At 60.6% G+C, this 12,929-nt stretch carries 10 protein-coding genes; 9 read left to right on the top strand and 1 reads right to left on the bottom strand.

The window, feature by feature from the left end; genetic code table 11:
- Window positions 1–127: 127 nt before the first annotated feature.
- Window positions 128–1,354, bottom strand: a complete 1,227-nt coding sequence (locus E4656_RS15410) for an ATP-grasp domain-containing protein (RefSeq protein ID WP_420812690.1) — start codon at window positions 1,352–1,354, stop codon at window positions 128–130.
- Window positions 1,355–1,547: 193 nt separating this feature from the next.
- Here E4656_RS15410 and E4656_RS15405 point away from each other — a divergent pair, with 193 nt between their 5' ends.
- The 9 genes from E4656_RS15405 (at window position 1,548) to E4656_RS15365 (ending at window position 12,920) form a co-directional block, all read left to right on the top strand.
- Window positions 1,548–3,569 carry a hypothetical protein gene (locus E4656_RS15405; protein WP_135484182.1) on the top strand — a complete coding sequence of 674 codons (2,022 nt, stop codon included), beginning with the start codon at window positions 1,548–1,550 and terminating at the stop codon, window positions 3,567–3,569.
- A 92-nt stretch (window positions 3,570–3,661) separates the two neighbouring features.
- Window positions 3,662–4,651 (top strand): metalloregulator ArsR/SmtB family transcription factor, encoded by a 990-nt coding sequence (locus E4656_RS15400; RefSeq protein ID WP_135484181.1) that lies wholly within the window; start codon window positions 3,662–3,664, stop codon window positions 4,649–4,651.
- Window positions 4,652–4,657: 6 nt separating this feature from the next.
- The gene (gene metK, locus E4656_RS15395; protein ID WP_135484180.1) at window positions 4,658–5,824 is read left to right on the top strand and encodes a methionine adenosyltransferase; all 1,167 of its coding nucleotides are present in this window, start codon (window positions 4,658–4,660) and stop codon (window positions 5,822–5,824) included.
- A gap of 194 nt (window positions 5,825–6,018) precedes the next feature.
- The gene (gene ahcY, locus E4656_RS15390) at window positions 6,019–7,419 is read left to right on the top strand and encodes an adenosylhomocysteinase (RefSeq protein WP_135484179.1); all 1,401 of its coding nucleotides are present in this window, start codon (window positions 6,019–6,021) and stop codon (window positions 7,417–7,419) included.
- A gap of 97 nt (window positions 7,420–7,516) precedes the next feature.
- A complete protein-coding gene (gene metF, locus E4656_RS15385; protein ID WP_420812691.1) occupies window positions 7,517–8,365 on the top strand; it encodes a methylenetetrahydrofolate reductase [NAD(P)H] in 849 nt (282 codons plus the stop codon).
- A 117-nt stretch (window positions 8,366–8,482) separates the two neighbouring features.
- A complete protein-coding gene (locus E4656_RS15380; RefSeq protein ID WP_240753996.1) occupies window positions 8,483–9,688 on the top strand; it encodes a Na/Pi symporter in 1,206 nt (401 codons plus the stop codon).
- Window positions 9,689–9,718: 30 nt separating this feature from the next.
- Window positions 9,719–10,387 (top strand): phosphate signaling complex PhoU family protein, encoded by a 669-nt coding sequence (locus E4656_RS15375; RefSeq protein WP_135484177.1) that lies wholly within the window; start codon window positions 9,719–9,721, stop codon window positions 10,385–10,387.
- A gap of 136 nt (window positions 10,388–10,523) precedes the next feature.
- Window positions 10,524–10,991, top strand: a complete 468-nt coding sequence (locus E4656_RS15370; protein ID WP_135484176.1) for an NADAR family protein — start codon at window positions 10,524–10,526, stop codon at window positions 10,989–10,991.
- 99 nt (window positions 10,992–11,090) lie between these two features.
- Window positions 11,091–12,920, top strand: a complete 1,830-nt coding sequence (locus E4656_RS15365) for a flagellar regulator YcgR PilZN domain-containing protein (protein ID WP_135484175.1) — start codon at window positions 11,091–11,093, stop codon at window positions 12,918–12,920.
- The last annotated feature ends 9 nt before the right edge of the window (window positions 12,921–12,929 follow it).

Here is a 12,929-nt window from a genome sequence, read left to right as displayed (position 1 = left end):
CGGGACTTGCGTCCCTCGCTACAGGTATTCGAGCCACGTAGCGAGGGACGCAAGTCCCGATAATCGTAGCGAGGGACGCAAGTCCCGATAATCGTAGCGAGGGACGCAAGTCCCGACAAGAAGAGTCTCAGACGTAGAAGTCGAGCTCTTCCTGCGCCTTCAGCAGGTCCCGCATGGTGTAGGTATCTTCACCGAAGAAGTAGATCAACCCCCAGTGCGTGCCGAAGGCCGTCCGCTTGGTGACGGTTTCCTCTCTGGGCGGCGCCAGCTCGTGGAAATCAAAGTATGGGTGATTTTCCGTTTCCGCTGGCATTTCCAGCGTGCTGACAACCCGGCGCCGCGGGTACACGCCGAAGCAGCCGGCGACGCCCTTGGCATCCTTCACGGCTTCGGGGAAGAAGTTGTCGATTTCTTCCTGCGTGGTCCTGGGGTCGAACATCAGGACCATGCCCTGATAGGCGTTGAAGCCATAGGCCCGCTCGAGCAGTTCGAACACCTTGAAGCCCGGCGGCCGGTAGGCTACTTCACCGAAGTACATCTCGCCATCGCTGGTCACGAAGTATTCCGGGTGCACAAAACCGAACTGGATATCAAAGGTCTTGATCAGCCGTTCGATCTGCGCCGTGATGGCCGGGCGGTATTTTTCCAGTTCCGGGGTGGCCGGTACGAATACCGAATAACCCAGGGTGACGTACTCGGAAATATTCAGGAACTGTATCTTGCCGTCCCATATCCAGGCCTCGACGGCAAATTCCCAGCCATCCAGGTGGCTTTCCATCAGCACCGGGAATTCATCGTCCGGGATGGTATCGACTTCGTCCGGGGTTCTGATCACCCGGTGACCGAGGCAGCCTGCCTTGTCGAAGGCCTTCAGGTGGATGGGGTCGTTCGGGTCCCCGTCCAGCTTGAGCAGGGTCTGGTTGACCCGCTTCAGAAAACGGATGACGTCTTCGCGGTCATGCGCTTCCTCGAAGATGCCAACCCGTATGCCACCCAACTGGGCCCGGCGCTTCATCAGGGCCTTGTCGCGGAACAGAATCGACTGACCAAACAGTCTGGGGTTGTCCAGCAACACCGAGTTGATCGCACCCGCCCACTCGACGGTTTCTTCGAACAGCGGTATGGCGACGTCAACACCCATGTCTTTCAGAGTCTGCGCAATTTCCATCGAGCGGTCGTTCAGACGCTCAAAATCCCAGGGCAGATAGGGAATGTCATGTTTCTTGCTGTAGTCTTCGGCCCAGGGCGGCGCGACCACCACATAGCGACGATCGAAATCGTCCATGGCTTCGATGGCGCCCGGGGCCCAGCCCAGCAGTGCCACATAACCCTTGTCGGGATTCTTGTCTTTCAAAAGAGCCTCCATCCACGTACAGCGCAGGTATTGCCTTGCACGCGATTGTTGCATTAGCGCAGGCAGTATAGCAGCCAGGGGCTGCCCTGTTGGGACTTTACCCGATACGGTCGCCCCGGGACGCGGGCTGGCAGGTGACTGACCTGCGGTGTTCAGGTAAGGTCGAGAGCATTGGCAGACCGAGATGCACTGCATGACTGAATCGAACACGCCTGCAACAAGGCCTGACATGGAGCGCCTGCTGGCCAATCTGGACCAGTTGCTGGACAAGATGACGCGCGCCAGCAGTTTTGCCCGGGTCAACTCTCTGCCCCGCGCGCTCGACCTGTGTCGGCGCATTCTGCAACAGGATGGCGGCATGGAGGGGCTGTATCAGCGTGCGGAAAAAATCGACCAGTCCGGACTGTTCGAGGGCAGTGACTGGGAAACACCGGAACTGCTGCAGGCCCGCCTGGTGCCGTCGACCTTTGCCAGCGACGACCTGACGCTGGTCGTGATCGAATGCCTGAGTGAACTGCGGATGCTGGCCATCAGTACCGGCCAGTATTTTCATCCACAGGTGTCGGCCGAGCAGGCCGAGCATTTTCTGACGCAGGTGCTGGCCTTCAACCTGCATTATGTATTCAATCTTGAGCTTGACGAAAGCCAGCGCAATGCCCAGCCCGAAATACAGCAGCTGGTGCGCCAGCAACTGGATTTCATCGCCCACCATATCGGGCTGGAGAACATCCTCGAGCATGTGGTCGAAGAAGTGCATCGCCTGCTGCGTCAGCGCCCGATTCAGATCACCAGCGTGCGCACCATGATCGACCGCATTGCGGCCTGCCTGTTCGGCCCGGGCATTCAGATCGGGGCTACCGCCCGCGGTGCCGAGGGTCTGGTCAGCGCCCTTTATGGCCCCACCCAGGGCTGCCGGGAAGACCCGGGCGTGGACGCCTATCTGGAACGCGTGGCGGCCATGGATGCACTGGCCCTGGATGCCGAAGCCCTTGGGTTTGCCCGGGCCATGCACGACTCCGGCCTGGTATCGCCCTATCACGCCGCCTTCATCCGTCATATTCTGCCGTTCAACGACCGCGACCTGTTCTCCCGCGCGCTGGGGCTGAGCAGCACCGGGCGTGACTGCTACCTGTGCTACCAGGACCTGGTGCAGACGCTGACCGAGTACTGCATCCACCTGCCCACGGCGCAGACGCTCTATGGCCTGTCCTGCCTGCTGGAACGGGGCCTGCTGTATCGCTCCAGTATTGCGGCAGCGCTGTGGCGACAGATGAACACGCCGCTGCATACCGAGGTGCGCTATCAACTGACCATGACCTTTGGTGATGCCATTGATCCGGCGCAGCTGTTCATGGCCGGCATCATCAGTGTGCTGGGCCAGCCGCTGGGCCTGGGCCAGGGCAACAACCCGGCCTGTCAGTCCACCCGGGCGCTGTCCATGTGGTCCTACACCGATCCGGACTTCCTGCTGCAACTCGCCCGCTGGGCCTCGCGTGACAATCGCGTGGTCATGGAGTTCGAGGGTGAAAGCCTCAACTCGGCCGAGCTCTCACTCGGCATGGTCAACCCGCTGGCCTTTGATCTGGACCCGCTGTCCACGGTGCTGGTGCCACACCTGGACCGGATCTACGCCGCCATGGGCAACCGCGTGGCCGAGCGGCCGGAAGACCCGCACCGCTGGATCAACCCCGAATTCCACGGCTGGTGGGTTAACCGGGGCTTTGCCATTGCCGTGGACATACCGACCGGGCAGTTGCATGAGCCGGAAACCTTCATCCGCACCTTCTATGCGCTCTACAACCCCATGTACAACAGCAATACCCCGGTTGTGCATCCGCAGCCTGCCGGTGTGGCCGTGACCGACAGCTCGGCCCGCTTTGTCGGCTGGCATGCCATCACCATTCTGCGCGTGGCGCTGGATCAGGAAGACATCATGCGGGTGTATTTCTTCAATCCGAACAATGACAGCGGCCAGGACTGGGGCAATGATGTCGTTGTCTCCACCGAGGGCCATGGTGAACAGCATGGCGAAAGCTCGCTGCCTATCCACGAGTTCGTGTCCCGCCTGTACATCTTCCACTATGACGTCACCGACTGGCAGCTGCATACCGAGGCCGTGCCTGACACGGAGATCGAACGGGTCAGACAGTTGATGGTGGAAAGCTGGGCGCAGGATCGGCTGCCTCCGCATGATTTTCAGGCGGAACCCGGATGAGGGGAACGGCCTGAAAATCCGTCATGTAATCTATATCAAAGTTTTTTGATATAGTTCTTGACTCTGCCCGGTCGGTGACTAGACTGTGGCCCATGACGGTAATTTCCTCCTCCAACGCCTCCCCCTATGACAGCTGGGCGCAGCACCTCAAGGCCACGGCCGACCCGCTGCGCCTGCTGATTCTTCGGGCGCTGCGCCAGCAGTCATACGGTGTGCTCGAGCTCAGCCAGTTGCTGGATATTCAGCAGTCGCGCCTGAGTCACCACCTCAAAATACTGTCGCGCGCCGGCCTGGTAACCCAGCGGCGGGAAGGCAATTCCATCTTCTATCAGCGCCAGCCGGCACCGGAACCCTGGGTGCAGACCGTGTTTGCCACCCTGGATCAATGGTCGCTGCCGGATGATCTGGCGACCCGGCAGCAGAGCATCGAGGCCGAACGGCAGGAGCAGGCACGGGCCTTCTTCGCCCGTCATGCCACCGATTTCCGCGAGCGTCAGGATCTGATTGCCGAGTATCCGCAATATGCGGAGCAGGCACTGGCGTTGCTGGATGAAGTCGATACCGGCAGCGGGCACGCACTGGAGGTCGGGCCGGGGCTGGGCGAGTTTCTGGCTGCGCTGAGCCAGCGCTTCGAGCGTGTGGATGCAGTCGATATTTCCGCCGAACTGCTGGAGCAGGCCCGGGCTCGCTATCAGAACGACGCGCGGATTCATTTTCTGCACGGGGATCTGCAACAGTGGCTGACGACGTATTCCCAGGCCCCCGACCTGCTGGTCTACAACATGGTGCTGCACCACATTCCGACCCCGGGGGAAGAATTGCGCCGCGCCGGTGCCGCGCTGCGGTCCGGTGGCTACCTGCTGGTGACTGATCTGTGTCGACATGAACAGGGCTGGGCGCGCGAACACTGCGGTGACCAGTGGCTGGGTTTTGATCAGGCCGAACTGGACGCCTGGGCCACCGAGGCCGGGCTCTCACTGGAGCGCCACAGTGTGACGGCGCTGCGTAATGGTTTTCAGGTTCAATGCCTGCTGTGGCGCAAACACGCCGGCAGGCTTCCGAATGAGCAAGCAGAAGGATAGCGTGCAATGAGCGAGTACACCCTTTTTACCTCCGAATCCGTATCCGAGGGCCATCCCGACAAGATGGCCGATCAGATCAGCGACGCCATTCTGGATGCCATCATCAAGGATGACCCCCAGGCCCGTGTCGCGGTGGAAACCCTGGTCAAGACCGGCATGGCCGTTATTGCCGGCGAAGTCCGCACCTCGACCTATGTTGATCTGGAAGACATCGTGCGCGACGTCATTCTGGACATCGGCTACGACGATTCCGATCTCGGTTTCGACGGCGCCAGCTGTGCGGTGCTGAACGCGATCGGCAAGCAGTCGTCCGACATTGCCATGGGCGTGGACGAGAACGACGAATCCCGGAAGGAGCTGGGTGCCGGTGACCAGGGTCTGATGTTCGGCTATGCCACCAATGAGACCGAGGTGCTGATGCCGGCCGCCCTGACCTACTCGCACCGACTGGTGCAGAAGCAGGCCGAGCTGCGCAAGAACGGCACCCTGAAATGGCTGCGTCCGGATGCCAAGAGCCAGGTCACGCTGCGCTACGAAAACGGCAAGCCGGTGGCGGTCGATGCCGTGGTGCTGTCGACCCAGCATGACCCGGACATTAGCCAGGCGGAACTGCGTGAAGCCGTGATGGAGGAAATCCTGAAGCCGGTACTGCCGGCGGAGTGGCTGCACAAGGACACGCTGTACCACATCAACCCGACCGGGCAGTTCATTATCGGCGGGCCGGTGGGTGACTGCGGCCTGACCGGACGCAAGATCATTGTCGATACCTATGGGGGTATGGCCCGCCACGGCGGCGGCGCGTTCTCCGGCAAGGACCCGTCCAAGGTCGACCGCTCGGCCGCCTATGCGGGCCGCTATGTGGCCAAGAACATTGTCGCGGCCGGCCTGGCCGACAAGTGCGAGATTCAGATCTCCTATGCCATTGGTGTGGCCGAGCCGACCTCCATTTCGATCAACACCTTCGGCACCCACAAGGTGAGCGAAGACACCATCGCCACCATTGTGCGCGATCACTTCGACCTGCGCCCGGGCGGCATCATTGCCATGCTGGATCTGCGCCGACCGATCTATCGCAAGACGGCAGCCTACGGCCACTTCGGCCGCGAACTGCCCGAGTTTACCTGGGAAAAGACAGACAAGGCCGAGGCGCTGCGCGCCGCGGCGGGGCTGTAGGCTGTGAGCCTTGCTCACGCATCAAGAAAGCAGCCACAAGAATATGGCGTCGTCTGTAGGCTGTGAGCCTTGCTCACGCATGCGTGGCCAAGGGCCACAGCCTACAAATGAGGCACGATCTGGGGCCGCAGCCTACAGATGAGGCACAACACCTGGCCCCGACACATTCACGAATACATGAAAGGTAGAACACCATGACCACAGCAGCACAGACTCAACAGTTCGACGACTACAAGGTCGCCGACATCTCGCTGGCCGACTACGGCCGGGCGGAAATCGATATCGCCGAAACCGAAATGCCGGCACTGATGGCGCTGCGCGAAAAATACCGTGCCGAGCAGCCGCTGAAAGGCGCGCGCATCATGGGCTGCATTCACATGACCATCCAGACCGCCGTGCTGATCGAGACCCTGGTGGATCTGGGCGCCGAAGTGCGCTGGTCGTCGTGCAATATCTTCTCGACGCAGGATCACGCCGCCGCCGCCATTGCGGCCGCCGGCATCCCGGTGTTCGCCTGGAAGGGCGAGACGGAGGAGGAGTTCCTGTGGTGCATTGAGCAGACCATCCGTGATCACAAGGGCAGCCAGGGCCTCTGGGACGCCAACCTGATTCTTGATGACGGCGGTGACCTGACCGAGATGGTGCACAGCAAGTTCCCCGAGCTGCTGGACCAGATTCACGGCATCTCCGAGGAAACCACCACAGGTGTGCATCGTCTGCTGGACATGCTGAACAAGGGCGAGCTGAAAGTACCGGCCATCAATGTCAACGACGCGGTCACCAAGTCGAAGAACGACAACAAGTACGGTTGCCGTCACTCGCTGAATGACGCCATCAAGCGCGGCACCGACCACCTGCTGGCGGGCAAGAAGGCACTGGTGATCGGTTATGGCGATGTGGGCAAGGGCTCGGCAGCCTCGCTGCGGCAGGAAGGCATGATCGTCAAGATCACCGAGGTGGACCCGATCTGTGCCATGCAGGCCTGCATGGACGGCTTCGAGGTGGTATCTCCCTACCGCAACGGCATCAGTGATGGCACGGCCAACAGCATCAACACCGAGGTGCTGGGCAATACAGATCTGCTGGTGACCACCACCGGCAACACCAATGTGTGTGACCGGCACATGCTGGCGGCACTGAAGCCCACTGCGGTGGTGTGCAATATCGGTCACTTCGACAACGAGATCGATACCAGATTCATGCGCGACAACTGGCGCTGGGAAGAGATCAAGCCGCAGGTGCACAAGATCTACCGCAGCGACGACAAGAACGACTTCCTGATTCTGCTGGCCGAGGGCCGGCTGGTGAATCTGGGCAATGCGACGGGTCACCCGAGCCGCATCATGGATGGCTCCTTTGCCAACCAGGTGCTGGCCCAGATGTACCTGTTCGAGCAGAAGTTTGCCGACCTGCCGGCCGACCAGAAGTCGGACAACCTGTACGTGAAGGTGCTGCCGAAGAAGCTGGACGAGGAAGTCGCGGCGGAGATGGTACGCGGCTTTGGCGGCGTCATCACCCGGCTGACACCGGAGCAGGCCCAGTACATCAACGTGCCGGTGGAAGGGCCGTTCAAACCGGCTGACTACAAATACTGATCCCGGCTGCGAAGGCATCGGACGGGCAGCAGTCAACTGTCGACTGTCGACTGTTAACTGTTGACCCGCGAAAGCAGCCACTGAACGCAAGGAACCTATATCCGTGAACCCGAAAACCCCCATCAGCTTCGAGTTTTTCCCGCCCAAGACGGAAGAAGGGCTGGCGAAGCTGGACAAGGTCCATGACGCCCTCAGCGAGCGCCATCCGGAGTTCTTCTCCGTCACCTATGGTGCCGGCGGCTCGACGCAGGAGCGGACCATCAACACCGTGCTGGGCCTGCATGCCAAGGGCATTCCCACGGCGCCGCACCTGAGCTGCATCGGTTCCACTGCGGACACGCTGCACTACCTGCTGCAGCGCTACAAGGCGCACGGCGTCAAGCGCATCGTCACTCTGCGCGGTGATCTGCCCTCCGGCATGGGGGGCTCCACCGGCGGTGATTTCCGCTATGCCAGCGACCTGGTCGCGTTCATTCGCGAGCACTATGGCGATGCCTTCCATCTGGAGGTGGCTGCCTACCCGGAGATGCATCCGCAGGCCGCCAGCCTGGATGCCGACATCCGCAATTTCGTGCACAAGGCCGAACAGGGTGCGGACTCGGCCATCACCCAGTATTTCTACAATGCAGAAGCCTACTTCCACTTTGTCGAGAAGGTACGGGCGCTGGGCTGCAATATTCCGATTGTGCCGGGCATCATGCCGATCACCAACTACAGCAAACTGGCCCGCTTCAGCGATTCGTGCGGGGCCGAAATACCGCGCTGGATGCGCAGGCAACTGGAAGCCTACGCCGACGATGCCGACAGCATTCGGGCCTTCGGACTGGATGTGGTATCACGCCTGTGCGAGGACCTCCTGAGCAATGGTGCGCCCGGTCTGCACTTCTATTCCATGAACCAGGCAGAGATCAATCTGCAGCTCTGTGACCGCCTGAATATTCACTGATATGACAGCCTGTCACAAAACTGTCACACAGGGGCGCTAGGGTAGCCGCGTTGTCACATTAGTGTCATCATACCGCAACTTTTTGACCGCGCTTCCCAGTCACAGGGCAGGAATTAGATGTCTGTTGAACCCTCGCGAACGCAATCTGGAAAGTTCGCCCTGATCCGCCGCCAACGTAGCCGGGAAACCCCAGCCTGGATGCGTGGCATCTACGCCGGGCTCTGTCTGTATCTGTTCCTGGCGGCCCTGAACATTCTGGGCTCGGGTCTCGGCACTTTCGGCGGCGAAAGCGACTTTCTGGAACGGCTGTTTGCCTACGGGCAGAACCCCTTCATCGCACTGATGGCGGGCGTGTTCGTCACCATGATCGTGCAGAGCTCCTCCTTTACCTCGGCGCTGATTGTGACCCTGGTGGCCACGGGTGAAATGACGCTGGGTACGGCCGTCTTCGCCATCATGGGGGCCAACATCGGCACCGCAGTGACGGGCGTGATCGTGGCTTTGGCCAACATCCGCATCAAACGCAATTTCCGCCGCTCCTTTACCGCCGCCCTGCTGCACGACCTGTTCAATATACTCACCGTGTTTGTGGTGTTCCCGATCGAGCTGATTACCGGCGCCCTGCACGAGTCCGGGCGCGGCATTTTTTCACAACTGGCAGCCAGCCTGGCCAATGTCATTGGCCTGGAAGAAGTCGCGCGGCCGGACAGCCCGATCAGGGTCATTACCCGCCCGCTGGTCTACGGTTTTGACAACCTGGGCGCCTGGCTGATGCCGACAACTGCCGCCGCCGGTTTGCTGGTGGCCGGTCTCGGTCTGCTGCTGATGTTCATCTCCCTGGTCATGATGGTGAAGAACCTGCGCGGTGCGCTGCTGCGGCACATGGATGGGCTGTTCAGAACCTACTTCTTCAAGACCGACCTGCGGTCCTATGTGATCGGCGTGGTGTCCACCGTGCTGGTGCAGTCCAGCACCATTACCAGCAGCCTGATGGTACCGCTGGCCGGTGCAGGCATAGTGCGCATTCGCCGGGTGCTGCCGTTCATGATGGGGGCCAATCTGGGCACCACCGTGACCAGTATTCTGGCCGCTACCGCCAACCCCATTGCTGCGGCCATGACGGTGGCTCTGTTTCATGTCATCTTCAACCTGACCGGTACTGCCATCTGGTGGCCGCTGCGCAAGCTGCCCATGCGGATCGCCACCTGGTACGGCAAGCTGGCAGCACGCAAGGCCGTCTATGCGTTCGGCTTCCTGCTCGGTGTATTCGTTGTTATTCCGCTGCTGGGTATTACCATTACTGAAATGCTGATTCGTCTGTAGTGAGCGCAGACTCAAATTGAGGTTTTCTTCATGTTTCGACAACTCTACAGTGCACTGACTTCCGAGAACACGCTGGATCGCGCGTTCGAGGACCTGACTCAGATGCTCGAGCACGGAGCCTGGATGTTTGACCGGGCCAACGCCGTGCTGTTCAGCACCGTGCCGGTGGAAGAGGTCAAGCAACCCCTGTACGACCGCGATCGTGCCATCAATGATCTGGAGCGGTCCATCCGCCGCAAGGTCATGCGCCATCTGACCGTCAACCCGGGCCATGATGTCGCCATCGGCCTGGCGCTGATGAGCGTGGCCAAGGATGCGGAGCGCATCGGCGATTACTGCAAGAACGTATTCGAGGTCGGCACCTTTTATACGCAGGGCTTCCATGTGGCGCGCTATCAGGAACCTCTGGATGCCATCTCGGACGAGATCTACGACATGTTCGGGGAGCTCAGCCAGGCCACCAAGGACTCCGACGAAGACAGAGCCCGTGCCGTCATTCACCGGGTGCTGGATGTGCGCCACCAGTGCGACAAGCTGGTGGTATCCCTGCTCAATGAAGACGAACCGGTCGAGTTCCACGAAGCGGTGGCCTACTCGCTGCTGGCCCGACACTACAAGCGCGTGGCCTCCCACCTGGGCAATGTGGCGACTGCCGTCACCGGAAACCTGGAAGACCTCGACTTCTTCCCCGGCGAGTAAATGCCCGCTGCACTGACGTCAAAGGCGCCACCCCGGCGCCTGGTCGGTCAGCCATCCCAAATCCTGAAACACTCGCCCCGGGCGGCCGCTCGGGGTACACTCGTACGCTGAATAAAGCCATAATGTGAACTGCAGTATGCCACTGTTCGAATCACCGGAACCCGAACATACCTTTGTTCAGGTCTGGCGACTGGACCCGGAAGATCCTCTGGGCTGCACCGGGTCTCGGCCTTTTGAGCTGGACGGGTACGAATGGCCTACGGCCGAACACTATTATCAGGCCATGAAGTATCCCGGACGCCCCCGCTTTCAGGACATATTGCAGGCGCCGGATGCCAAGGCCGCGCGCAAGATTGGCCGGGGCTGGCTCAAACGACCGCGGCCAGACTGGAAGCAGGTCCGGCTGGTGATGATGACCCGGGCGCTTTATATCCAGTTGCAGCAGTATGGTGATTTCACGACCGCCCTGCTGGATACCGGGGACAAGCCCATTCGGGAAATGTCGCAGTACGATTATTTCTGGGGCCGAGGGCGTGACCAGCGTGGACACAATCACTATGGCCGTATTCTGATGGATGTTCGCCGCAAACTGCGTGAATCCTGACCCGTGCCGACCGGGCCCGACGTACAGTTTGCGCCGATCTGGCCGTTAACAATGTCACAGTCCAGACAGCGCAAGCGATGAAGTGAGGTAGAGGACGCCGTGGAGGGACAAACCGACGACCGCGAGAGCAACGACGTTGAAGGCGAATTCATACATTCGCCGGGCGAGATCAACCGACTGTTCATGCGCGTCAAAGACAAGCTGTCACCGGTGACCCTGCGTTTTCCGGGTGTTTCGCGTGCCATGACCTCTTACGTGGTCGACATCGACCCAAGGCGCCGTTTTCTGGTGCTCGATGAAGTAATGCCCAAGCAGGACAATCGCCTCATGCAGGAAGGCGGGCTGCTGACTCTGGAGACCTACCATGATGGCTGCCAGATCCGCGCCAAGGGCCTGAAGGTCAAGGCCATGAAAAACGGAGATGACGTGGTCTACCGCGTCACCTTCCCGCCGGAAATCTACTACCTGCAGCGGCGGGCTTCATTCCGCGCTCAGGTCCGTCACTCACTGGAGATTCCGGTGCGCATGCTCGATATCAACCGGCGTGTGGTCAGCGGCCTGTTGCGCGACATGTCGGCCGAGGGCTGTCAGGTGCAGGTACCGGGTGACCATGAAGAAGTCCTGAAAGCTCATACCACCGCCATTCCCATCAAGCTCTATTTTCCCAATGCCACCTCGCTGGTATTGAAGGCAGAACTGCGTTTTGTCGGCTACAACAAGAAAGGCGGCTTTACCAAGTGCGGCTGTCAGTTCGAACAACTGGACACACACAAGGAGCGTGAAATCTCGCGTGTGGTCACCGACCTGCAGCGTGACTTCATCAACTTCAGCAAACACGGCGGTGCGGTAGAGGGTATCCCACCGCTGTTTCTGCCGCCGGAACAGGATGACGATATTGCCGCCCTGGATGGCAGCAACGGCCAGGCCGGCCGCATCAAACCACGGGCAGAGGAAGAAAAGCGGGCGCGCGAAGCACGTCAGCGCCGACGCCAGACCGCCGAGCCCGAGAAACTGGATGTGCGTGGCCTGCTCAATACCGGTGTGACGGCTGTCAAATCATTGATCGGCAGCGTTCGGTTGCAGCAGGGCCTGCCCATAGACGAATTGCAGGATGCTGCCCAGCAACTGGCCACCGCGTTGCAGCAGGATCGTCAGGCCGTGCTGCTGCATTCCCATATTCGCAGCACCACAGACTTTCTCTTTGAGCACCCGGTCGGCTTTGCGCTGCTGCTGGCCGATCAGGCCCGGCATCTGGACAAGGGCATGGAGGCTGATCAGATCCGGGATCTGATCTTCGCAGGTCTGTGCCATGACGTACCCCGAGCCCTGCTGCCGGACGGCGAGAAGGAAACCGGGGTCGAAGTCAGCGCCGACAAACGCCACGAACTGAGAAGGCAGATCAATGACCTGGCCCGTTCACTGATGGCCAATAACGACGCCCCCAACGTGGCAGCCACCATTGTCAGCCAGTGCTGGGAACGTCTGGACGGCAGTGGCCTGCCCGCTGGCGCCAGTGGTGAAGAGCTGGACCCCATGGGCAAGCTGGCAGCCGTACTGGATGTAATCGATACCGCATCACATCAGTATCGGGAAGATGTGTACTATCACCCTGCCATTGCCTACAAGAGAGCGCTCAGTGCGCCCGAGCAACTGGACAGCACTCTGGTCAAGCGGACCATCATGGTCCAGGGCCTGTACCCACCGGGGGCGCCGGTGCGGCTCAGCAACGGCTATATCGGTCTGGTGATGCGCCACAACGAACAGCGCAAGCCCTCCATTGTGCGGCTGGTCTACCAACTGCGGGATCAGGCTCAGGTACCACTGAAGGATATCCGCCTGGAAGACAGCGGTGTGATCGTCGAAGGGCCGGGCGACCCGGTCCGCCTGGATCTGGGTGCGACCCTGCTGCAATCGCCACTGCAGATCTAGCAAGACAAC

Source organism: Natronospirillum operosum (assembly GCF_004768465.1).
In the GTDB taxonomy this organism is placed as follows: Bacteria; Pseudomonadota; Gammaproteobacteria; order Pseudomonadales; family Natronospirillaceae; genus Natronospirillum; species Natronospirillum operosum.
Note: the sequence above shows the minus strand (reverse complement) of the source record. Positions and strands in the feature narration are given on the sequence as shown.